The sequence below is a fragment of the Oceaniglobus trochenteri genome, from assembly GCF_020529025.1.
GTDB lineage: Bacteria > Pseudomonadota > Alphaproteobacteria > Rhodobacterales > Rhodobacteraceae > Oceaniglobus > Oceaniglobus trochenteri.
Map to the genome: position 1 here is coordinate 105,281 of NZ_JACNMM010000005.1, position 20,540 is coordinate 125,820.

Below are 20,540 nucleotides of genomic sequence, written 5' to 3' on the forward strand. Positions count from 1 at the left end.
GGCCGACCGGGACAGTTCAATTCAAACTTGTGGTTAATTGTCGCCGCAAAGCCAGCGCGGGACATTTCCACGCCTTGTCAATAAGATACAGATCGAAGCGAAGGCTTCACCTCAACCGTAGAGATCGGCCGCCCGCCGCTCGAACGCGCGCACGATGCGTTGCATTGCATCGTTGAAGAACATGCCCGCCGCGGCCTGCAACACCCTGTTTTTAAACTCGAAATCCACGAAGAACTCAACCTCGCAACCGCCTTCGGCGGGGCGGAATGCCCAGTTGCTTTTCATGTGCTTGAAAGGGCCATCCAGATATTCGGTGTCGATCTTCATGTCCTCTGGCCACAGCGTGACGCGCGACCCGAAGGTTTCGCGGAACACCTTGAAGGATATGACAAGATCGGCCTCAAGCACCTCGCCCCCACCTGCCACCGGGCGCGATCCGCGCAGCCGCGCGGCGGCACACCAGGGCAGGAATTCGGGATAACGCCCGACGTCCGCCACCAGATCGAACATCTGATCGGCGGTATAAGGCAGCTTGCGGGTTTCGTGATGTGTCGGCATGGCTTATCTAGCTTTGGGGCGTTCGGGGTCATGTCGGCCATGAACGCACGGAAATCAAGGGGAAGACATGGCGCAGGCGCCTTATGTGATTGACGAAATGATCTCGGCCAAGGCAATCGCCGCCCGGATCGAGGAACTGTCGCGCGCGATTCAGCGCCATTATCGCGGCACCGAGAAACTGGTGGTCGTGGGGCTGTTGCGCGGGTCTTTCGTGTTCATCGCCGACCTGGTGCGCGAGTTGGACCTGAACGTCGAGGTCGATTTTCTCGAGGCCTCAAGCTATGGCGACGCGATGGAAAGCAGCCGCGAAGTGCGCATCCTCAAGGACCTGCGCGGCGAGATTGCCGGGCGCGATGTTCTGGTGGTCGAGGACATCGTCGACACCGGCTTTACCCTGCACCATGTCATCCAGCTTCTGAAAACCCGTAACCCCAACAGGTTGGAAACCATCGCCCTTCTCGACAAGCCGTCGCGCCGCGAGGTTGACGTGCGCGCCACATGGACGGGCTTTGAAATTCCCGACGAATTCGTCGTCGGCTATGGCATCGACTATGCGCAGCGCAACCGCAACCTGCCCTTCATCGGCAAGGTGCGCTTTACCGAGTGAGCCTGCGCGCCCGCATCCGTGCCCTTTCGGCCGATTCGGGCGACAGGGTGGCTTGTGTGGCCTTGCACTCCTGCTCGATCTCGCCTTGCTGGGCCTCGGGGGCGCGGTCCAGCGCCCAGAGACACCAGGCCAGGGCGGTTTCCCCGTCGTGGTGCGGGCTTTCCAGGTCGGCGTGGATGGCGAACAGGTTGCGCCCCGCCTGCAACACGCCCCCCTGCGCCGCCAGCAGGTAAAGCGCGTAAGCGGCGGCCGGGTCTTCGGCCACGCCGATGCCATTGGCATACATCGCCCCAAGGTTCAGGACCGATGGCGCATGGCCCCGCTCGGCGCCGCCCTGCCACAGGGCCAGCGCGGCCTGCACGTCCTGCTCGATGCCTTCGCCCCGGCGCAGCATGTCGGCCAGGTTGTCGGTGCCGTTCAGATCGCCCAGCTCATGGGCGCGCCGGTACATCGCCACCGCTGCCTGCGGATCGACGGGCCCGCCCTGCCCCATCGCATGCAGCACACCGCGATTGTTGAAGGCGGCCGGGTAATCCCGCGCCATGGCCTCTTCGTAATGCACGATGGCCTGGGCGATGTCGGCCGGAATGCCCGGCCGCCCCTCGCTCAGCAGGACGCCGAGGTTGTAGGAGGCGCGCGCGAATCCCTGTGCCGCCGCGGCCTGGTAAAGCTCCAACGCGCGCTGGTGGTCCTTTTCCACGCCGTTGCCTTCGTCATAGGCATCGGCCAGGATGTTGCGCGCCCCGGCATGGCCACTGCGCGCCAGGGGCTCCAGAATCGCCAGAGCAGCGGCGTGATTGCCCGCAAGATAGGTGGCCCGGCCCGAATCGTAATCCTCCTGCGCCGGGGCGGCCCCGGCCGCAAAGGCCAGCATGAGGATAAGCGAAGCAATCAGGGGGGGCATGGCGGACTCGGGTTGTTCATGGGAATGTCGCCGGTGCAGGGTGTCACAGGCGCCACCGAAAGGAAAAGGAAAGATGAACCTTCACTGGCTGTTGCGCATGTCCCGGTGGGCACGAAATCCGCCCTCATGGGGCAAGGTGAAACTGGTGGTGGGCGTCATCGTGGTCTGCGCCCTGCTTTTCGCCATCGAACGCTGGGTCGGTTGGCCCGATGCCCTGTCGGTGGAACCGCGCAACTGGCGTCGGCCATAGCGTGGCACAAATGCCGTGCGATATGGCCAACCCTCGGCTAGGCTGAACGGGAACAAGCAAAGAGGATTCCCATGCCGCCGTTCCTGCGCTGGACAATTGCCATCGGCCTCGTCGGTCTGGCCGTGTTCTGGTACGTCACCCGCCCCGACCCCCTGCCGCAAGAGGCCCTGTCCGGGATGAGCGCCGATGCCGAGGCCGGAGAACAGGTATTCCTGGCGGCGGGCTGTGCCTCGTGCCACGAGGCGCCCGAGGGGTCGGCCGAAGACGGGCCGCCGGTTTTGGCGGGGGGAATGCGCTTTCCCTCGGATTTCGGCACCTTCATCGCGCCCAACATCTCGTCCGACCCGATCCAGGGCATCGGCAACTGGAGCGACATCGAACTGGTCAACGCGATCCAGCGGGGCATCTCGCCCGAGGGTGAGCATTATTACCCGGCCTTCCCCTATGATGCCTACGGCAAGGCCGAGACAGCGGATATCCTGAATCTCATCGCCTATTTGCGCACCTTGCCCGCCGCCGACACGCCATCGCAGCCCCACGAGGTGGGTTTTCCCTTCAACATCCGGCGCAGTCTCGGGGGCTGGAAGATGCTCTTCGTTTCCCCGGACTGGGCGGTGCGCGGCACCTTGAAGCCCGAACTGGCGCGGGGCCGCTACCTGGTCGAGGCATTGGCCCACTGCGGCGCCTGCCATACCCCGCGCAACATCCTGGGCGGGCCCGACGCATCGCGCTGGCTGGCCGGCGCGCCCAACCCCGATGGCAAGGGCCGCGCACCCAACATCACGCCCGGCGCATTGGACTGGTCGGAGGCGGAAATCGTGGAGTACCTGACCAGCGGCTTCACCCCCGAGTTCGACACGGCGGGCGGGCATATGGTGGCGGTCATCGAAAAGCTGTCGAAGCTGCCCCAGGGCGACCGCGAGTCGATCGCGATGTACCTGAAGGCCGTGGCCCCGATCCCGTGAATGCGCCTGCGGCGGGCGGGCAAAGGGGGCGCTGCCCCCTCTGGCCCTGCAGGCCATTCACCCCCGGAGTATTTCAGGCAAGAAAGAGGAAGGTCAGAGCGCGGCGAGCTTGGCCAGCCGGGCCTCGCGCAGGCGGCGGAAATCATCGCCCGCATGATAGCTTGAGCGGGTGAGCGGCGTTGCCGACACCATCAGGAACCCCTTGCCCCAGGCGGCCTTGTCATAGCTGGCGAATTCCTCGGGCGTGACGAAGCGATCGACGCGGTGGTGCTTTGGGGTGGGTTGCAGGTACTGGCCGATGGTCACGAAATCCACGTCGGCGGCGCGCATGTCGTCCATCACCTGGCGCACGGCCTGGGCATCCTCGCCAAGGCCCACCATGATCCCCGACTTTGTGAATATCTCGGGGTCCAGTTCCTTGACCCGCTGCAGAAGGCGCAGCGAATGGAAATAGCGCGCGCCGGGGCGCACTTCGGGGTAGAGCCCCGGAACCGTTTCCAGATTGTGGTTGAAGACATCAGGCTTGGCCGCCACGACCTTTTCAAGGGCATCGGGCGCACAGCGGATGAAATCGGGCGTCAGGATCTCGATCGTGGTCTTCGGAGACTGGCGGCGCACGGCGCGGATGGTCTGGGCAAAATGCTCGGCCCCGCCATCCTCCACGTCGTCGCGATCGACGCTGGTGATCACGACATGGTTCAATCCAAGTTTCTTCACCGCGTCGGCCACGCGCCCCGGCTCGAACACGTCAAGCGCCTCGGGCGGTTTGCCCGTCGCGATGTTGCAAAAGGTGCAGGCCCGGGTGCAGACCTCGCCCATGATCATCATTGTGGCGTGGCCCTGCGACCAACACTCGCCGACGTTGGGGCATCCCGCCTCTTCGCAGACGGTGACGAGATTATGCTCGCGCATGATGTTGCGGGTCTTGCTGTATCCCTCGCCGCCGGGCGCCTTCACCCTGATCCACGCGGGCTTCTTGGGTTGGGCATTGTCGGGACGGCGCGCCTTTTCGGGGTGGCGCTGTTCGGGAATCTTCAGATCGCGAGCCATGGGAACCTCATCGTCGGTTGCCACAGCCCTACAGGATCGCATTGTCCAAGTCCAATCCCCTGATCCTCTGCATGACCGGGTTGCAGCCCCCGCAAGGCCCCTGCCATCTTTGGTCTTCAAATATCCTCGGGGGGTTGAATTGCCGAAGGCAAGAAGGGGGGCAGACAGCCCCCCTTTCCCCCCGCGCCGACCGGGCATCGCCCGGGGCGGCGCACACGCACCCTCTCACCGCTTCAACCAATCAGCGGCGACCACTTTCCGCCTGTCTCATCGAAGTGGCGGCGCAGGCGCTGCAGCCCGATCCGCAGCACGATCTTGCCTGACCGCGCCGCCCAGCCCATGCGCCGCTCGACCGTCTCCATCCCTTCAAGGCGGCAGCAACAGCGCAGCACCACGTCGCCCAGGCCCGGACCCAGTTCGGCCAGCGCCGCCGCCACGCGCAGACGCGCCGCCTCGGGGCCGGTGCCGCGCGGATCGCCCGCCGTCTCCTCGGTGCCCTGGGCGACGATCAGATCCCAGTTCCGGCTGTCGCGCCCGCCCATCTGGGCCAGTTCGAAATCCTCGCGCAACCGTTCGCCCGCCGCCAGGAGGGCCTCGCTCAGGAAGGGCGCGCCGTCCTTGCCGCGCCGGCGCGCCAGAACCATCAGGGGGCTTTCCGCCGCACCATAGCGCGCCCGCCCGCGCGATGGCGCCGGCACCGCCAGTTCCTCGCGCGCATCCAGCAGACGTTTCAGCGCGGCGCGCCCCGCCAGGGTCAGCTGATAGCGCGCGATCTTGCCCGCCTGCCCCGCCGCGATCCAGTCGCGCAGGGCCAGCGCTTCGGCCACGGTGCGCTGTACCACGGCGGTGCGCACGGTCTGCCCATCGGCGCCTTCGCGCACCACAACGGCATTTTCCATGCCGGTGGCCACAGCCATGCAAGCGCCCGGTTCGGCCAGCCGTCGCAGGATTCGCAGGGCTTCCTTCTCGATCAGGGCATCGTCCGGCACAGGGGTCGAACGGTCGGTTCTGGGATGGATCATGCTATCTCCGGTCGGTTGATCGGGCAGGCGCTGCCCGATGCCCATGGCGCCGAGACGGCGCAGGGCATGGTCGATCAGAGGATCGTCACGGCGTTGTTCGTATCGCCGGATCTGGCGCATCACGGTCGAGGCATGGCACCCCGCCGCCCGCGCCAGGGCACGGATCGAGGTTCCGTGCTCGGTATGGGCCAGGTAGAGCCTCACCTCATCCGGTACCCATGTCGGCGCCGTCGCAGTCGGCGATACTGAAAACATCGTTGCGTCCCCTCGTTAGACCGGCCGTCGGGCGCTGAGTTATCCACAGCTTCTGCCCCGACGCGAACAACCCTTGGTTGCATTTGTTATCAGATCGTTAACAAACGGCCGGCAGGTTGGAGATTGCTACCAAAACGTAAACGATTGCGTAGCCCACCGCGCGGCCTTTGCGCCATTCGCGCAACACACGTCACGGTTGTGCCAATCTTGCGCCACGGATTTGCCATATTCCACGGAGCGCACCGATGACACAGCCCAGCCACCTTCCCCTTTCCGCCCTGCGCCGGCCGCGACTTCTGATCCGGGCGGCGCGCTTCGGCCTGGCCGATTACAACCGTACCCGCACCCTGTCGCGCATCCTGCCCGATACCGGGCCCGATGCCGATCCGCTGCCCCCCCTCCTGTCGCGCGAGGCCGATTGCGAGGCGCGCCGCAGGCAGGGCGATGCCACCTACAGTGTCGCCCGCCACGTCGAGATCCTCATCGCGCTCATGTCCGAGGCGAACCGCACTGCCGGCGCGCAACCCGGCGCCTGACCCCCCGGCTTCGCGGCCCCGCCGAAGGATTCCGGTTGCACTTTTCCCCCAGTCGTTGAAGCATCGCCAATGGACAACACGGCGGGGGGACGCAGGACCGGTGTTTCGCAATTCTGAAACCGCGCGAGGGCTGACGCTCATCGCTCCGCCCGCGCTCTATGCACTCCTGCTGCTGGCCGTGCCGCTGCTGGCGATCTTCGCCTTCAGCTTCTGGTCGCAGGATTTCCTGACGATCGACTATACCCCGACCCTGAACAATTACCGCGAGGCGTTCAGCGAACCGCTCTATGCGCAACTTCTGCTGCGCTCGGTGCTGATCGCCGGGGCGGTGACACTGGCGACGGTGGTGCTGGCCTTTCCCATCGCCTATTTCGTGTCCTTCCATGTCGCGCCCAGCCGCAAGAGCCTCTGGATCTTCCTGATCACGATTCCCTTCTGGACCAGCTACCTGATCCGGGTTTTCCTGTGGAAGGTGATCCTGGGCTACAACGGCGTGCTGAATTCCTCGCTGCTCGGGCTCGGGGTGATAGACGAGCCGCTGACCTTCATCCTCTACAACGCCAATGCCGTGGTCATCACCCTGGCCCATGCCTTCGCGCCTTTCGCGATCCTGCCGATCTTTGTCAGCCTCGAAAAGATCGACCGCTCGCTTCTCGAAGCCTCGCGCGACCTGGGCGAAAACACCGTGATGACCTTCCTGCGCGTCACCCTGCCCCTTGCGGTGCCTGGGGTGGTGGCCGCCACCCTGATCGTCTTCATCCCCACCATCGGCGATTACGTCACACCGCGCCTCGTGGGCGGGCCGAACGGGCTGATGATCGCGAACATGATCCAGACCCAGTTCCTGAAGCTGAACAATGCCCCCATGGGCGCGACGCTGGCCGTGATCGCCATGGGAATCGTCACGGTCCTGTCGCTGATCTTCATCTTCCTCAACCGCCGCTGGCTGAAAGGGCGCAAGACATGACCTGGCTGCGCGGCTATGCCGTTCTCTACCTCGTGTTCCTCTATGCGCCCATCGTGCTGCTGCCGATCTTCGCCTTCAACGACAGCACGATCATCGCCTTTCCGCTTTCGGGCTTCACGACCCAGTGGTTCACCGAGATCCCCAACACCCCCGCCCTGGTGAAATCGGTACAGACCTCGCTGATCATCGCCGTCACCACGGCGCTGCTGTCGACCACGCTGGGCATCTGCGCGGCGCGTGCCGGGGCGAAATACAGCTTTCCGGGCAAGGCGCCCATGCTCGGCTTCATCATGCTGCCGCTGGTGCTGCCGGAAATCATCGTTGCCGTTTCGCTGCTGGTGGTGCTGCTGGCCCTTGGCCTGCCGCTGGGGGGCTGGACGGTGATCCTGGGGCATACGCTGATCTGCACCCCCTTCTGCATCGCGATCCTGAACTCGGCCTTCGGCAACCTCGATGCCTCGCTGGAAGAAGCCGCCTTCGACCTCGGCGAAACCCGCTGGTCCACCTTCCGGCTGATCACCCTGCCCCTTGTCATGCCCGGCATCATCTCGGCGCTGCTTATCTCCTTCACGATCAGCCTTGATGAGTTCATCATCGCCTTCTTCCTCACCGGCACCGAACCCACCCTGCCGGTCTATCTCTGGGGGCAACTCAGGTTTCCCCAGAAGATCCCGGTGGTCATGGCCCTGGGCACGATCCTCGTGGCGCTGTCGGTGATCCTGCTCACCATCGCCGAAATCGCCCGCCGTCGCGGCATCGCACGCGCGGGCGGCAAAGACACCGGAGGCTTTTTGTGAAAGACACCTCGCCACCACCGCCCATCGTTTCCCTACGCGCGGTGCAGAAATACTATGGCACCTACCACGCCCTGCGCGGCATCGACCTCGACATCGGCGAAGGCGAATTCTTCTCGCTGCTCGGCCCCTCGGGCTGCGGCAAGACGACCCTGCTGCGCACCATCGCCGGGTTCGAGGACATCTCCGAAGGAACCCTCCTGCTTTCGGGCCAGGACATGTCGGGCGTTCCGGCCAACAAGCGGCCCACCAACATGGTGTTCCAAAGCTATGCGATCTTTCCCCACCTCAGCGTGGCCGAGAACGTCGCCTTCGGACTGCGCCGCCGCAGCGACCTGAGCAAGCAGGCCCGCCAGGTCATGGTGGAAGAGGCGCTCGACATGGTGGGCCTCGGGGGCTACGGCGCCCGCGCCGCCCATGCCCTGTCCGGCGGGCAGCGCCAACGGGTGGCCCTGGCCCGCGCCCTGATCCTGAAACCCAAGGTGCTGCTGCTGGACGAACCGCTCAGCGCGCTCGACAAGAAACTGCGCGAGCAGATGCAGAACGAGCTGCGCCGCCTCCAACGCCACGTCGGAATCACCTTCGTCCTCGTCACCCACGACCAGGAAGAAGCCCTCATCATGTCCGACCGGATCGCGGTGATGTTCGAAGGCGAAATCGCCCAGCTGGCCGATCCGCAAACCCTCTACCGCCGCCCGCTGTCGCGCCGGGTGGCCGATTTCATCGGCGTGATGAACTTCCTGCCCGCAAGGGCCACTGAAACCGGAGCCGAAATCTCGGGCCTCGGGCGCGCCACCATCACCCCCGAACAATGCCCCGCCGGGCCACTGTCCGGCGACTGCACCATCGGCATCCGCCCCGAAACCATGTCGATCCTCTTCGGAGACGAGCCGGCCCCCGCCAGCGAAACCCGCGGCCTGGTCCACGAACTCGCCTATTACGGCGACATGACCTATTACGACATCCTGCTCGACGGTGTGGAAAAGCCGGTCACCCTCTCCATGAAGAACCTCGTCGGCCGCCGCGTGCTGGAACGGGGCGAAACAGCGCGAATCTCATGGGACGAACGCGCATTGGTGGCCTTCGCAAATTAACTTTCAGTGCCTCCGGCGGGGATATTTCGGGACCAAAGATGGTGAAGACCCGCCCTTTCATCTTTGGTCCCGAAATATCCCCGCCGGAGGCTCCCGCCGCTGACAACGGCGCCACCGCCGGAACCGGCTCGGGCCCCCGCGTCAGGCGGAACCGAAAAAACGAATGGCGCGTCAGCGCCGCCTTCCTGTTCAAATCCGCCACAAAAAAACGCCCGAAGTAAACTTCGGGCGCCAGGTTCGGAACGAGGGACAGTGAAGGACAGTTCGGGGGTTCCGACCCCGCGTCCTGACTGTGATATGGGGGCCACTTCGGCGCAAAAAAGAACACCTCGCCCTTTCGTGATCGCCTGGGCGTGCCCCTACCGCTGTGCTGCCGCGTAAAGCGCCACCGCCGCCGCGTTCGACACGTTGAGCGAGCCAAAGCCCCCCGCGGCCGGAATCCGCACGACCCGGTCACATGTCTCGCGGGTCTTCTCGCGCATGCCCGGGCCCTCGGCCCCCAGAACCAGCGCAACGGCATGGCCCTTCAGCGGCTCCAGCGCCTCGCCCAGGGTGCCCTCGCCCGTGCCGTCCAGTCCGATCAGCGCATAGCCCATGGTCCGCAACCGCTCCATCGCATCGGCCAGGTTGGTGACGCGCAGATAGGGCTGGCGTTCCAGCGCGCCCGAAGCCGTCTTGGCCAGCGCGCCCGTCTCAGGCGCCGAATGGCGGGCCGGGGCGATCACCGCGCAGGCGCCGAACACCTCGGCACTGCGCAGCACCGCGCCCACGTTGTGCGGGTCGCTGACGCGGTCCAGCACCACGACGATCGGCAGCCGCCCTTCGGGTGCGATGCAGCGTTCCTCGATGCTGCCCCAGTGCAGCGGCTTGACCTCAAGCGCGGCCCCCTGGTGCACCGATCCCGGATCCAGCGGCGCAGTGAACTTGCGCGGGTCCACCACCTCGGGCTCGATTCCCGACTCACTCACTGCATCGCCCAGGCGGTCCAGCGCATTGCGGGTCACCACCAGCCGCAGCCGCACCCTTGCCGGGTTCAGCAAGGCATCCCGCACCGCGTGCAATCCGAACAGCCACACCGTTTCGGCCGCCGCCGCCCGCTTGCCCCGTTCCTTTTCCACCACCCACTTCGGTTTTTTCATCTCTGATCGCCCCATTTCGCCTGCCTTTGGCCTAGCCCGAAAGTGCCACCTTGGCCAGAGCCCGCACCATCGTAACGAAACGCTGAAATTCGCTCTTGACGCTGAATCCCAGCGCCGGTATCCACCCCCACGCTGACCCGGTCATCCGGTTCAAGTGGGCGACAGGCCGCAAGGTGTGGCAGGGGACTGTAACTCCCTCGCGGAGACGCACGCCAGGTTCGATTCCTGGGTCGCCCACCACTTTATCCGGTGGCCTCTATCTCCTATAGTAGAATGTCGTAGCCTTGGCCCCGGCGGCCCATCCTCCATTCAAGTACCACCAAGAGAATGCTCGCGAGATTGGCGAGCGTCGGCCCGGGCCTTGGGGCTCCGCCCGCCATCGCCCGGGCCAGCCCGCTTCGAGGCACATGCTTTTCAGATCTTTCACGGCGTCCGGGCAAGCGATCCACGAAAACAGGAGTTCTGATTGCTTCAGCAGGGATATCGAACTTCGCCAGGTCGCCCGGACGCCGTCCCTGAATTGTACCGCGTCTGTTATAGAGGACAACGGAATCGCGGTCGGCATCCGCTCAGAATGCTGGAAGCCCACCAATAACACGCGAGAAGAGCCCGAAGCTTCGTGGCGGCAGTGCGGGGAGCGAATTCGCCAAATGCTCGAACCATGGCGGTTCAGCTCCTCTCTCCTCCTTTCGGATAGACCAAGGCGAACAACTCCAGCGCAGTTCTTGGCCCAGCCTTGTCCATCGCGAGGACAATCTCTCGAAACAGCGCTGTACCCCCGGTCCAACTTTTTCGGCAGATTGAAGAACCATCGACGTCCACCCCGTCTGTCATCCGCAAAAGACGGTCCGTTTTCATGTTGCCGCGCTGACGCGCCATGAACAACGTTTTCCCATCAACGGACCCGTCTGCCAACAATCCAACCAGATGTTCTGGCATCCTGGGACTAACGCCTTCGGCTTGTCTGAAAAGTGGTTGCAAAAGGTCCAGAGTCACAAAGACCGCCAGCGGCGGTCTCGGTAAGTAGCTTGCGCTATTGGTAATTTTGGCTCCGGCGGTAGGGATCGAACCTACGACCAATTGATTAACAGTCAACTGCTCTACCGCTGAGCTACGCCGGACCATGCGGGGGTCATAGCAATAGCTGTCGGGAGCGTCCAGAGGATTTTGTCAGAAATTTCCGCTTCTTTTGAAAACCGCAGTGGGAAGCGGTTCAGGATCCGCGAAGGCCTGCTTTTTCACCACGAGATCAACGAGATGGGCCAGGACGTTGCGGCGGGCCGCGCCCTGTAGCGCCGGGGTGAGGCCGGTATAGACGGCACTGGTGATCGCCTCGATCGTCTGCGGCGAATCCGTCAGGCTGGCGCGGATCTGTTCGGTGCGCGCCAGGCGATGGGCGATCAACCCGTCGATCCGCGCGGCGGGATCGGGCACAGGCGCTCCGTGGCCCGGCAACAAGACCCTGGCACCCTGCCCCTTGAGCTTGCGGCAGGAGGCCAGGTACTCGGTCAGGTCACCATCGGGCGGCGAGATCAGCGAGCTTGACCATCCCATGACCAGATCGCCGGTGAACAGGATGTCGCCCAGGGCGAAGCACAGGTGATTGCCCATATGCCCGGGGGTGTGCAGCGCCTGCATCGACCAGCCCTGCCCCGCGATCCTGTCGCCATCGCGAAGGATCGTGTCCGGTGCGAAGGCGGTATCGACGCCCTCACCGCCGCCGGCCATGCCCGTGGCGGCAAGGCGTTGCATTGCCGGGCTGCGGCCCGCGCCTGCCGGCCCGAAGGCGCAGACCGGTGCGCCTGTGCGGCGGGCAAACTCGCGCGCCAGCGGCGAATGGTCGAGATGCGCGTGGGTGACGAGGATCTGCACCACACGCTCGCCCGCCAATGCCTGTTCGATCGCGGCCAGGTGCGCGGGGTCGCGCGGCCCCGGGTCGATCAGCGCCACATCGCCCTGCCCCACGACATAGGTATTGGTGCCCCGAAAGGTCATCGCCGAGGGGTTGGGTGCGAGGATGCGGCGCACGCCCGGCGCCACCTCCTGCGCCAGGCCCACCGGCGGATCGAAATCCGCCTGCCCCATGTCGTCCTGCATCGCCATTCCCCCTTTCTTGCCCCGCACCGGCACGATAGCAAGGGACATGACCTTTGCCTGGCTCAAACGATATGCGCCACGCTCGCTCTACGGGCGGGCGGCGCTGATTCTCCTGACGCCGGTGATCGTGATCCAGCTTGTCGTCGCCATCGTCTTCATTCAACGCCACTACGAGGATGTAACCGAACAGATGAGCCGCAACGTCGCGCTGGAGTTGCGGTTCCTGGCCGACCAGGTCGATGCCGCGCCCGGACCGGCGGCGGCCCTCACCGACACCGCCGCCCTGTCCGGTGCCCTGGGGATCGAACTGTCCCTGGCCGAGCGGCGCGCCCGGCTGGCCGATCGGCGGCGGTTCTACGACTGGTCGGGGCGGCGCGTCATCGACACTCTGCGCGCCGAACTGCCGGATGTCCGCTGGATCGACCTGGCCAGCGACGACAAGAGGGTGGCCCTGGGAATGGACAGCCCCCACGGCACGCTTGAAATCGGCTTTCCCCGTTCGCGTGTCTCGGCCTCGAATCCGCATCAGCTTCTGGTGCTGATGGTGGGGGTCAGCTTGCTGATGACGGTGATCGCCTTCCTGTTCCTGCGCAATCAGGTGCGCCCGATTCACCGCTTGGCCCAGGCGGCCGAAGCCTTCGGACGAGGACGCGCCCTGCCCTACCGCCCCTCGGGCGCGACCGAGGTGCGCCTAGCGGGCCAGGCCTTCCTGGACATGCGCAACCGGATCGAGCGGCAGATCGAACAGCGCACCATCATGCTCTCGGGGGTCAGCCATGATCTGCGCACGCCCCTGACCCGGCTGAAACTGGGCCTTTCGATGCTCGAGCCTGACCCCGACACCGAAGACCTGCTTGGTGATGTGCGCGACATGGAGGCGATGCTGGATTCCTTCCTCGGGTTCGCGCAGCTCGATTCGCTGGACGACCCCGAGCCGGTCGACCCCGCCGAACTGCTTGAAACGCTTGCACGGGGCGCGGCGCGGGCCGGCCAGAACGTGACGGTCAGCGGCACCTGCCCGACCGGGCCGGTGCTGCTGCGGCCCATGGCGGTGCAGCGGGCGCTCGAGAACCTGATCGGCAACGCCGTGCGCCATGCCGACCGGGTGGAACTGTCCTGTGTCGTGGGCGAAAGGGCCGTGGTCTTCCGGGTCGAGGATGACGGCCCCGGTATCGATCCGGCGGTGCGCGAAGAAGCGATGAAGCCCTTCACCCGGCTCGACACCGCCCGCGGTCAGAACCGCGGCGGCAACGTGGGGCTGGGCCTGTCCATTGCCATCGACATCGCCCGCCAGCATGGCGGTACGCTTCGCCTTGAAACCAGCGAAAGAATGGGCGGGCTGCGGGCCGAACTGGTGTTGGCCCGCTAATCGTTCCACCGCGCCAGAGGGCGCGCCGCGTTTTGGAAAAGCGGATTGCAGTGGCGGGTCATGCCCTCGCCCGCTTCACAGGGGCAAGATGGCGCCCGGTGTTATTCAGGCATACCCTAGCGCGGCGGGCGAACGGCATCGAAAGTGCCCGCGCAGGGCGGCGCCATCACGTCGCCGCCTTTTCCTCCAGCGCCAGCCATTCTTCCTCGGCTGCGCCCAGGCGGGTCTGGCGCGTGACAAGCGCCTCGGTCGCCTTCTTGAACTTGACCGGCTCGCGGGTGAACAGCTCGGCGTCCATCAACAGCTCTTCCAGCTTGGCAATCTCGGCCTCCAGACGCGCGATCTCGGCGGGCAGTTCCTCCAGTCGGTGACGCTCGGTAAAGGACAGCCCCTCGGAAGGCGCGGTCTTGGGCGCCGGGGCATTGTTGGCGGATTTCTTCGCCACGGGCGCGGCTTCGGCCGCCCGGGCGGTGCGCTGGCTGCGGTAATCGCTCCACCCGCCGGCATAGACGGTGGCGCGCCCGTCCCCCTCCATGGCGATGGTGGTGTCGGCCACCCGGTCAAGGAAATCACGGTCGTGCGACACCAGAAGCACCGTACCGTCGTAATCCCCCAGCAGATCCTGCAAGAGGTCGAGCGTTTCGACGTCCAGGTCGTTCGTCGGTTCGTCCAGCACCAGCACGTTGCTTTCGCGGGCCATGATCCGCGCCAGCAGCAGCCGCGCCTTTTCGCCGCCCGAAAGCGAACGGACCGGCGCGCGGGCCTGGGCCTCGGAAAACAGGAAATCCTTCAGGTATCCCACAACATGGCGCGGGGCGCCGCGCACCATCACCTGATCGGCCTTGCCCGATACCCCGATGGCGGGATCGCCGGTCAGGTTTTCCCAAAGCGACTTGTCCGGCTCAAGCTGGGCGCGGTTCTGATCGAAGACCGCCAGTTCAAGGTTGGTGCCCATCTGGACGGTGCCACTGTCGGGCGCGACCTCACCGGTCAGCATTTTCAGCAGCGTCGTCTTGCCCACGCCGTTGGGGCCGACAAAGGCAATCCGGTCGCCCCGCTGCACCCGCAGATCGAAGGGCTCAAGGATCACCTTGTCGCCGTAGGTCTTGGAGATACCGCGCGCTTCCATCACCCGCTTGCCGCTGGTCGGTCCTGATTCCAGGGCCATGGCCGCCGTGCCCTGGCGGCGAATCTGATCGCTGCGTTGCTTGCGCAACTCGCCCAGGGCGCGCACCCGGCCCTGGTTACGCTTGCGACGGGCGGAAATGCCCTCGACCGCCCAGCGGGCCTCGGCCTTGATCTTGCGGTTCAGCTTGTGGCGCTGCATGTCCTCTTCTTCCCAGACCGCATCGCGCCAGGCCTCGAAGGCATCAAAGCCCTTTTCCTGGCGGCGCACCTGGCCCCGGTCGATCCACAGGGTGGCGCGGGTCAGTGCGTTCAGGAAGGCGCGGTCGTGGCTGATCAGGACAAAGGCGGCCCGGGTCGAGGAAAGCTCATCCTCAAGCCATTGAATCGCTTGGATATCCAGGTGGTTCGTCGGCTCGTCAAGAAGCATCAGCCCCGGCGCTTCGGCCAGAAGCTTGGCCAGGGCGGCGCGGCGCCTTTCTCCGCCCGAGGCGACCGAGACCGCGCGCGAAGGGTCGAACTTCAGCCCCTCGGCCACCATCTCGACGCGGTAGGCCTCGCCCTCGTCCAGGGCGCTGGCGGCATAATCGCCCAGGGTGGCAAAGCCCTCCATGCCCGGGTCCTGCTCCATGTAACCCACACCGGTGCCGGGGGTGACCACGCGGGCGCCGGAATCGGGTTCGACAAGGCCGGCCATCACCTTCATCAGGGTGGATTTGCCCGACCCGTTGCGCCCCACAAGCGCCACCCGGTCGCCCGGCTGAACCACCAGGTCGAGGTCAGAGAATACGGGATCGCCGCCGAAGGTCAGGGCGATGTCGGAGAGTTGCAGAAGGGGTGCGCGTGCCATGGCGATGCAGCTATGCTGCCGCCGTGGCAACGTCAACGGCCCGCGCGGGTTTGCCCCTCTTTCTTGCCTGAAATACTCCCGCCGGAGGCTCCGACAGCGCGGCCGGGCCCGCCCGGCGCAGGGGCATCAGCCCGCAACAGCCCGCAACAGCCGCGCCCGCCCCTCGGGCACCCTGTCGATTTCCAGCCCGGTGAAGACATGCACCGTGCCAAGGTCGCGGTCGATCACCGCGTGGTCGCTGACCCATCCGCCCATGGCCAGGTAGGTGCGCAACAGCGGCGGCAGGGCCCTGGGCGGCGCCTGCACCTGCGGCAGGCCCGCAAAGCGCAGGATTTCGGGCGCGCCCACCCCCGGCGCCCACCGCAAGGGGGGCGGGTGGCGGTCGCGCAACTGGGCAAAGGCGGCAAGATGGGGCGCCGGATCACACCCCGCGAACGAGGAACTGCCGAAAAGCAGGCCGATTCCCTGCCGGTCCACCTCACGCGTGAGGGCGCCCCAGGCCAGGCGCAGGATGTCGCCATCCTGACGGTCGGGGTGGATGCAGAACCGCCCAAGCTCCAGCATTGGCGCGCCGAAGTGGCGCAGGGCCGAAAGGTCGTAGAACTGCGCGCAATAGCTTTCCGCGATGCTGGCCCCGTCGTGGCGGCGCAGCCGGAAACAGCCGACCAGCGCGTTGCTGACGTTGCACTCGATCAGGACATGATCGCAAAGGGAATCGTGGGCGTCGCCATCGGGGCGGCCCGCGTCACCGCGAAAGCACAGCCCGCGCAGGGCCAAGGCGGCGTCAAGATCGTGCGCATCCTGCGCAAGACGGGCGCGCAACCGCCCCTTGCCCAGCAGAATCGGCCCCCCGGCCCCGGTCATGTCGGTCTTTCCATGGCTTGTTTGCCCCGCAGAACAGCATTGGTATGGGGCATGGGGCGCGCGCCGGGCAAGCGGGAAAAGGCGATGGCCGGTGCGGAGGTTCGCGCCGTCCCGCAGGGCGCGGTTGGCGCGACACCGGGGTTGCGAGCCGGGCGCGCCCTTGGAACCGAGGTGCGTGGCGAGGGTGCGGGATGCCTCCGGCGGGGATATTTGAAGACCAAAGATGCAGGGCTGCGCCCAAGGCCACCGGGCCGCACCGCCGGGGTGCGGCCTTGTTGAACGGGTTCAGGCAGGCACTGGCCCTATTGCAGGAAGTCCCCGGCCGAGAAGTTGCCGATGTTGCCGAAGAGCTGCTGGAGGAAGCCGATACCCTTGACGTTGCTGTCGGTCACACGGCGCGACAGGGCAACCACGCGGCCGTCCTGAAGGCCGAAGCGTTCGATATTCTCGACCGTGCCCGTCTCGTCGAAGGAGATTGCCAGCACCTCGCGCTCGATCTCCTGGGGGGCGCGATAGGCGAAGTGGCGGAACCGGCTTTTGACGTAGTACCAGCCGCCCACGTCCAGCACCCCTGTCGAGGTGGGGCGCCCGACGGCGGCGGCCACGGTTTCGCGGGTGTCCTGCCCGACGACGACGGCTTCCAGTTCGTCATCCGCAGGGACGTATCCATGATTGCGGTAGATCGCGGTGCATCCGGCCACGGCCAGCACCAGCACGATCGCCGCTCCCAGCCGTGTCATCCTGGCCAATCGCTTCATTGCCACCCTCTGCCCTGCTTTTATCTGCCTTTCATCCGGCTTACAGTTTGTTTTCACACTGTTCAAGAATCGAAACATCACCATGCCCCCATCCTCCGCCTCGCCACGCCATCTGCGCCTGTCCGATCTGGGGCACCGCCGCGACGCCGCCTTCGATCTGGCCCCCGACGCCGAGGAGCGCGCGACGCTTGCGGCAGAGCTTGGCATTTCGGCCCTGCGCAAGCTGCGCTTTGAAGGCAGCCTGGCACCGGTCGGCCGCCATGACTGGACCCTGACCGCCCGCCTGGGCGCAACCGTCGTGCAGCCCTGCGTCGTCACCCTGGCCCCCGTCACCACCCGGATCGACACCGAGGTGACGCGCCGCTACCTGGCCGACATGACGCTGCCCGACACCGCCGGTGAGGTCGAGATGCCCGAAGACGACACCGCCGAGCCCCTGCCCGCCGCCATCGACCTGACCGAGGTGATGGCCGAGGCTCTGGCCCTGGCCCTGCCCGATTTTCCTCGCGCCCCGGGCGTGGAGCTGGGCGAAACCGTCATCACCGAACCGGGCAAGGCCCCGATGCGCGACGAGGATGCCCGCCCCTTTGCCGGGCTGGCCGGATTGCGCGCCGCACTGGATGACGGCAAGGACGACTGAGGCCGCGCAAATTCCGCTTGCCTTGCGGTGGGATCGCGGTATGTTCCGCGCTCTTTCCGTGGGCCTGAACAGGGCTTGAACCGCACGCCCGAAGGGCGTATGGCCCTGCGGGATCGACAAACGAAATTCGCAGACCCGCGAGATGACCGACACCGGGCCAGAGAGGCCCCGATAACCCGAGGTTGAGACATGGCCGTCCCACAGAATAAAATCACCAAGTCCCGCCGCAACATGCGCCGCGCCCACGATTCGCTGACTCCGGGCAACCCGGCCGAATGCCCCAACTGCGGCGAGCTGAAGCGCCCGCACCACGTTTGCGGCGCCTGCGGCCACTATGCCGAGCGTGAGATCGTCGCCCAAGCGGACGAGATCGAACTGGACGACGACGCGGCATAAGCCACCGTCGGCCCTGCCGCGCATGATGCCCCAAGTGTCCCCTGCCCCCAGCGATGGTTCTGCCGCCCCCGGCGGCGATCCGTCGCGTGTGGGCAAGACCGGGCGCACCATAATTTCCGTCGATGCCATGGGCGGCGACCAGGGCCCCAGGGCCGTTGTCGCCGGCATGGCGAAATCGGCCGAAAAGAACGCCGACATCGGGTTCATCCTCCATGGGCCCGAGTCCGAGCTTGCGCCCATGGTGCGCAAGGCCGGGCTGGAAGATCGCTGCGAGATTCGCGATGCCAGTGGCGTCGTGTCGATGGAGGACAAGCCCAGCCACGTCATGCGCCACGGCAAGGACACCTCGATGTGGTCCTGCATCGAGGCGGTGCGCGCGGGCGATGCCGATGTCGCGGTCTCCTGCGGCAATACCGGCGCCCTCATGGCGATCAGCATGCTTCGCCTGCGCAAGATCGAGGGGGTGAACCGCCCCGCCATCGCCTGCCTCTGGCCATCGCGCAACCCCGGCGGCTTCAACATGATGCTGGACGTGGGCGCCGATATCCGCGCCGATCAGGACGATCTGCTGCAATACGCATTGATGGGCGCCTCTTACGCCCGCAACGGGCTGGGCCTGAAGCATCCGCGCATCGGGCTGCTGAACGTCGGCACCGAGGAACACAAGGGCCGCGCCGAGCTGAAGGTGGCCCATGACCTGATCGCCGAAGCCGCGGCCCATTCGGATTTCGACTTCGTCGGCTTTGTCGAGGGCGGTGATATCCCCTCGTCCCGCGTCGATGTGATTGTCACCGATGGCTTTACCGGCAATGTCGCGCTGAAGACGGGCGAAGGCACCGCGAAGCTGATCAGTGACCTTTTGCGCGAAGCGTTCTCATACAACCTTCTGTCGAAGGTGGCGGCGCTGCTGGCGCTTGGGTCACTCAAGCGGTTGCAGAAGCGGATCGACCCGCGCCGCGTGAACGGCGGCGTCTTCCTGGGGCTGAACGGCACGGTGGTGAAGTCCCACGGCAGCGCCGATGCCACCGGGGTGTCGGCGGCGATCAAGCTGTCGTTCAAGCTGGCCCAGGGCGGCTTCAACAAGCGGCTGGCCGCGAGGGTTGCCGCCGGTCTTGCCCATCGCCAGGAAATTCAGGCCCAACAGGACGATACCACCCCATGACGAAACGTGCCGTCGTTCGGGGCGTCGGGCATTACCTGCCCGAGCGCATTGTCGAGAACGCCGAGTTCGAGGCGATGATCGACACCTCTGACGAATGGATCCGCACCCGCAGCGGCATCGAAAGGCGGCACTTCGCCGCCGAGGGCCAGACCACATCGGACATGGCCACGCGGGCCGCCAGGGCCGCGCTTGCCGACGCCGGGCTGGTGCCCGACGATATCGACGCGATCATTCTTGCCACCTCGACCGCCGATTTGACCTTCCCCTCGGCCGCGACCATGGTGCAGGCGAATCTGGGCATGAGTGGCGGCTTTGCCTTCGATCTTCAGGCCGTCTGTGCCGGCTTCGTCTTTGCCCTCTCGAACGCCAACGCCATGATCCTTTCGGGCCAGGCCAACCGCGTGCTGGTCATCGGTGCCGAAACCTTCAGCCGCATCATCGACTGGAACGACCGCTCCACCTGCGTGCTGTTCGGCGATGGCGCCGGAGCGCTGATTCTCGAAGCGCAGGACGGTCAGGGCAGCAACGCCGATCGCGGCATCCTGGCCACCGACCTGAACTCGGACGGCCAATACAAGGATGCGCTTTACGTCGATGGCGGCGTGTCCACCCAGACCACCGGCCACCTGCGGATGCAGGGTAAGGAAGTGTTCCGCCACGCGGTCGAGAAACTGGCCCAGACCGCCCACCGTGCGCTGGACAAGGCGGGCCTTTCACCGGCCGATGTCGATTGGATGGTGCCCCACCAGGCCAACCTGCGGATCATCCGCTCGACCGCGCAGAAGATGGGCCTGCCCCTGTCGAAGGTGATTCTCACGGTCCAGGACCACGGGAACACGTCGGCCGCCTCGATTCCGCTGGCCCTTTCCGTCGGCAAGGAACGCGGCCAGATCAAGCAGGGCGATCTTCTTGCCACCGAGGCGATCGGCGGCGGCCTGGCCTGGGGCTCGGTCATCCTGCGCTGGTAGGCGGCGCACCGGGGCGAACAAAGTCAACCGTTTGGGCGATGCAGAACGCCCGCAGCCATGCCGTGGGGCGCAAGCCATGGCGTGCCCCGCGCGCCAAGCTGAGACGTGACATCCAGAGAACCGCGCAAGTCATTGACATTGACATTGAAAATCCACCACGCCACAGTTGG

At 65.8% G+C, this 20,540-nt stretch carries 22 protein-coding genes and 2 tRNA genes; 13 read left to right on the forward strand and 11 right to left on the reverse strand.

What is annotated here, in order from left to right; translation table 11 throughout:
* Positions 1-111: 111 nt before the first annotated feature.
* The gene (locus tag H7828_RS09910; RefSeq protein ID WP_226780870.1) at positions 112-558 is read right to left on the reverse strand and encodes a type II toxin-antitoxin system RatA family toxin; all 447 of its coding nucleotides are present in this window, start codon (positions 556-558) and stop codon (positions 112-114) included.
* A gap of 67 nt (positions 559-625) precedes the next feature.
* Between H7828_RS09910 and hpt the strand changes: the two genes are divergently transcribed.
* Positions 626-1,165 (forward strand): hypoxanthine phosphoribosyltransferase, encoded by a 540-nt coding sequence (gene hpt / locus H7828_RS09915; RefSeq protein WP_226780871.1) that lies wholly within the window; start codon positions 626-628, stop codon positions 1,163-1,165.
* Here hpt and H7828_RS09920 read toward each other — a convergent pair.
* A complete protein-coding gene (locus tag H7828_RS09920) occupies positions 1,155-2,069 on the reverse strand; it encodes a tetratricopeptide repeat protein (protein WP_226780872.1) in 915 nt (304 codons plus the stop codon). The genes hpt and H7828_RS09920 overlap by 11 nt on opposite strands.
* 73 nt (positions 2,070-2,142) lie before the next feature.
* On the opposite strand from H7828_RS09920, the gene H7828_RS09925 reads away from it, so the two are divergent.
* Positions 2,143-2,319: a hypothetical protein gene (locus H7828_RS09925; RefSeq protein ID WP_226780873.1), complete on the forward strand. Its 177-nt coding sequence runs from the start codon at positions 2,143-2,145 to the stop codon at positions 2,317-2,319.
* A 71-nt stretch (positions 2,320-2,390) separates the two neighbouring features.
* Positions 2,391-3,284 (forward strand): cytochrome c, encoded by an 894-nt coding sequence (locus H7828_RS09930; RefSeq protein ID WP_226780874.1) that lies wholly within the window; start codon positions 2,391-2,393, stop codon positions 3,282-3,284.
* A gap of 93 nt (positions 3,285-3,377) precedes the next feature.
* On the opposite strand, the gene lipA is transcribed toward H7828_RS09930, so the two are convergent.
* Together lipA and H7828_RS09940 are read right to left on the reverse strand one after the other, a co-directional pair.
* Positions 3,378-4,334, reverse strand: coding sequence for a lipoyl synthase (gene lipA / locus H7828_RS09935; protein ID WP_226780875.1), 957 nt, complete (start codon positions 4,332-4,334; stop codon positions 3,378-3,380).
* A gap of 233 nt (positions 4,335-4,567) precedes the next feature.
* Positions 4,568-5,611, reverse strand: coding sequence for a DUF6456 domain-containing protein (locus tag H7828_RS09940; protein WP_226780876.1), 1,044 nt, complete (start codon positions 5,609-5,611; stop codon positions 4,568-4,570).
* A 245-nt stretch (positions 5,612-5,856) separates the two neighbouring features.
* Between H7828_RS09940 and H7828_RS09945 the strand changes: the two genes are divergently transcribed.
* The 4 genes from H7828_RS09945 (at position 5,857) to H7828_RS09960 (ending at position 9,002) form a co-directional block, all read left to right on the forward strand.
* Positions 5,857-6,147, forward strand: a complete 291-nt coding sequence (locus H7828_RS09945; protein ID WP_226780877.1) for a DUF6477 family protein — start codon at positions 5,857-5,859, stop codon at positions 6,145-6,147.
* 100 nt (positions 6,148-6,247) lie between these two features.
* On the forward strand, positions 6,248-7,114 hold the full coding sequence (locus tag H7828_RS09950; protein WP_226780878.1) for an ABC transporter permease: 867 nt from the start codon (positions 6,248-6,250) through the stop codon (positions 7,112-7,114).
* The gene (locus H7828_RS09955; RefSeq protein WP_226780879.1) at positions 7,111-7,911 is read left to right on the forward strand and encodes an ABC transporter permease; all 801 of its coding nucleotides are present in this window, start codon (positions 7,111-7,113) and stop codon (positions 7,909-7,911) included. Before H7828_RS09950 ends, H7828_RS09955 begins: the two co-directional genes overlap by 4 nt.
* Complete coding sequence (locus tag H7828_RS09960; protein ID WP_226780880.1) at positions 7,908-9,002, forward strand: ABC transporter ATP-binding protein; 1,095 nt, start codon at positions 7,908-7,910, stop codon at positions 9,000-9,002. Before H7828_RS09955 ends, H7828_RS09960 begins: the two co-directional genes overlap by 4 nt.
* Before the next feature lie 359 nt (positions 9,003-9,361).
* Here H7828_RS09960 and rlmB read toward each other — a convergent pair whose 3' ends face one another.
* The gene (rlmB, locus tag H7828_RS09965; protein ID WP_226780881.1) at positions 9,362-10,141 is read right to left on the reverse strand and encodes a 23S rRNA (guanosine(2251)-2'-O)-methyltransferase RlmB; all 780 of its coding nucleotides are present in this window, start codon (positions 10,139-10,141) and stop codon (positions 9,362-9,364) included.
* A 156-nt stretch (positions 10,142-10,297) separates the two neighbouring features.
* Here rlmB and H7828_RS09970 point away from each other — a divergent pair.
* Positions 10,298-10,381: transfer RNA gene (locus H7828_RS09970), tRNA-Tyr, on the forward strand.
* A gap of 429 nt (positions 10,382-10,810) precedes the next feature.
* On the opposite strand, the gene H7828_RS09975 is transcribed toward H7828_RS09970, so the two are convergent.
* The 3 genes from H7828_RS09975 to H7828_RS09985 all read right to left on the reverse strand — a co-directional run bounded on the left by H7828_RS09975 (position 10,811) and on the right by H7828_RS09985 (position 12,238).
* Positions 10,811-11,080: a hypothetical protein gene (locus H7828_RS09975; protein ID WP_226780882.1), complete on the reverse strand. Its 270-nt coding sequence runs from the start codon at positions 11,078-11,080 to the stop codon at positions 10,811-10,813.
* A 107-nt stretch (positions 11,081-11,187) separates the two neighbouring features.
* A tRNA-Asn gene (locus tag H7828_RS09980) sits at positions 11,188-11,262 on the reverse strand.
* 49 nt (positions 11,263-11,311) lie between these two features.
* Positions 11,312-12,238: an MBL fold metallo-hydrolase gene (locus H7828_RS09985; protein WP_425354945.1), complete on the reverse strand. Its 927-nt coding sequence runs from the start codon at positions 12,236-12,238 to the stop codon at positions 11,312-11,314.
* A 46-nt stretch (positions 12,239-12,284) separates the two neighbouring features.
* Between H7828_RS09985 and H7828_RS09990 the strand changes: the two genes are divergently transcribed.
* Complete coding sequence (locus H7828_RS09990; RefSeq protein ID WP_226780884.1) at positions 12,285-13,607, forward strand: ATP-binding protein; 1,323 nt, start codon at positions 12,285-12,287, stop codon at positions 13,605-13,607.
* A 166-nt stretch (positions 13,608-13,773) separates the two neighbouring features.
* Here H7828_RS09990 and H7828_RS09995 read toward each other — a convergent pair whose 3' ends face one another.
* The 3 genes from H7828_RS09995 to H7828_RS10005 all read right to left on the reverse strand — a co-directional run bounded on the left by H7828_RS09995 (position 13,774) and on the right by H7828_RS10005 (position 17,186).
* The gene (locus tag H7828_RS09995; protein WP_226780885.1) at positions 13,774-15,582 is read right to left on the reverse strand and encodes an ABC-F family ATP-binding cassette domain-containing protein; all 1,809 of its coding nucleotides are present in this window, start codon (positions 15,580-15,582) and stop codon (positions 13,774-13,776) included.
* A 126-nt stretch (positions 15,583-15,708) separates the two neighbouring features.
* The gene (locus tag H7828_RS10000; RefSeq protein WP_226780886.1) at positions 15,709-16,446 is read right to left on the reverse strand and encodes a GNAT family N-acetyltransferase; all 738 of its coding nucleotides are present in this window, start codon (positions 16,444-16,446) and stop codon (positions 15,709-15,711) included.
* A gap of 302 nt (positions 16,447-16,748) precedes the next feature.
* Complete coding sequence (locus H7828_RS10005; protein ID WP_342592295.1) at positions 16,749-17,186, reverse strand: outer membrane protein assembly factor BamE; 438 nt, start codon at positions 17,184-17,186, stop codon at positions 16,749-16,751.
* Positions 17,187-17,286: 100 nt separating this feature from the next.
* Between H7828_RS10005 and H7828_RS10010 the strand changes: the two genes are divergently transcribed.
* The 4 genes from H7828_RS10010 (at position 17,287) to H7828_RS10025 (ending at position 20,370) form a co-directional block, all read left to right on the forward strand.
* A complete protein-coding gene (locus H7828_RS10010; protein ID WP_226780888.1) occupies positions 17,287-17,844 on the forward strand; it encodes a YceD family protein in 558 nt (185 codons plus the stop codon).
* Positions 17,845-18,033: 189 nt separating this feature from the next.
* Positions 18,034-18,240: a 50S ribosomal protein L32 gene (gene rpmF, locus H7828_RS10015; RefSeq protein WP_226780889.1), complete on the forward strand. Its 207-nt coding sequence runs from the start codon at positions 18,034-18,036 to the stop codon at positions 18,238-18,240.
* 88 nt (positions 18,241-18,328) lie between these two features.
* The gene (gene plsX / locus H7828_RS10020) at positions 18,329-19,402 is read left to right on the forward strand and encodes a phosphate acyltransferase PlsX (RefSeq protein WP_342592296.1); all 1,074 of its coding nucleotides are present in this window, start codon (positions 18,329-18,331) and stop codon (positions 19,400-19,402) included.
* Entirely contained in the window at positions 19,399-20,370 is a 972-nt protein-coding gene (locus H7828_RS10025) for a beta-ketoacyl-ACP synthase III (protein ID WP_226780890.1), read from the forward strand. The genes plsX and H7828_RS10025 overlap by 4 nt, the downstream gene beginning before the upstream one ends.
* Positions 20,371-20,540: the final 170 nt, after the last annotated feature.

What these genes read in the sequence shown, in the direction of transcription:
- H7828_RS09995 (WP_226780885.1), bottom strand. Translation starts at nt 15,582, where the DNA reads ATGGCACGCGCACCCCTTCTGCAACTCTCCGACATCGCCCTGACCTTC.
- rpmF (WP_226780889.1), top strand. Translation starts at nt 18,034, where the DNA reads ATGGCCGTCCCACAGAATAAAATCACCAAGTCCCGCCGCAACATGCGC.
- H7828_RS10000 (WP_226780886.1), bottom strand. Translation starts at nt 16,446, where the DNA reads ATGACCGGGGCCGGGGGGCCGATTCTGCTGGGCAAGGGGCGGTTGCGC.
- H7828_RS09910 (WP_226780870.1), bottom strand. Translation starts at nt 558, where the DNA reads ATGCCGACACATCACGAAACCCGCAAGCTGCCTTATACCGCCGATCAG.
- H7828_RS09940 (WP_226780876.1), bottom strand. Translation starts at nt 5,611, where the DNA reads ATGTTTTCAGTATCGCCGACTGCGACGGCGCCGACATGGGTACCGGAT.
- H7828_RS09920 (WP_226780872.1), bottom strand. Translation starts at nt 2,069, where the DNA reads ATGCCCCCCCTGATTGCTTCGCTTATCCTCATGCTGGCCTTTGCGGCC.
- H7828_RS09925 (WP_226780873.1), top strand. Translation starts at nt 2,143, where the DNA reads ATGAACCTTCACTGGCTGTTGCGCATGTCCCGGTGGGCACGAAATCCG.
- H7828_RS09955 (WP_226780879.1), top strand. Translation starts at nt 7,111, where the DNA reads ATGACCTGGCTGCGCGGCTATGCCGTTCTCTACCTCGTGTTCCTCTAT.
- H7828_RS09945 (WP_226780877.1), top strand. Translation starts at nt 5,857, where the DNA reads ATGACACAGCCCAGCCACCTTCCCCTTTCCGCCCTGCGCCGGCCGCGA.
- lipA (WP_226780875.1), bottom strand. Translation starts at nt 4,334, where the DNA reads ATGGCTCGCGATCTGAAGATTCCCGAACAGCGCCACCCCGAAAAGGCG.
- H7828_RS10010 (WP_226780888.1), top strand. Translation starts at nt 17,287, where the DNA reads ATGCCCCCATCCTCCGCCTCGCCACGCCATCTGCGCCTGTCCGATCTG.
- rlmB (WP_226780881.1), bottom strand. Translation starts at nt 10,141, where the DNA reads ATGAAAAAACCGAAGTGGGTGGTGGAAAAGGAACGGGGCAAGCGGGCG.
- H7828_RS09975 (WP_226780882.1), bottom strand. Translation starts at nt 11,080, where the DNA reads ATGCCAGAACATCTGGTTGGATTGTTGGCAGACGGGTCCGTTGATGGG.
- hpt (WP_226780871.1), top strand. Translation starts at nt 626, where the DNA reads ATGGCGCAGGCGCCTTATGTGATTGACGAAATGATCTCGGCCAAGGCA.
- H7828_RS09930 (WP_226780874.1), top strand. Translation starts at nt 2,391, where the DNA reads ATGCCGCCGTTCCTGCGCTGGACAATTGCCATCGGCCTCGTCGGTCTG.
- H7828_RS09985 (WP_425354945.1), bottom strand. Translation starts at nt 12,238, where the DNA reads ATGCAGGACGACATGGGGCAGGCGGATTTCGATCCGCCGGTGGGCCTG.
- H7828_RS10025 (WP_226780890.1), top strand. Translation starts at nt 19,399, where the DNA reads ATGACGAAACGTGCCGTCGTTCGGGGCGTCGGGCATTACCTGCCCGAG.
- H7828_RS09990 (WP_226780884.1), top strand. Translation starts at nt 12,285, where the DNA reads ATGACCTTTGCCTGGCTCAAACGATATGCGCCACGCTCGCTCTACGGG.
- H7828_RS10005 (WP_342592295.1), bottom strand. Translation starts at nt 17,186, where the DNA reads ATGACACGGCTGGGAGCGGCGATCGTGCTGGTGCTGGCCGTGGCCGGA.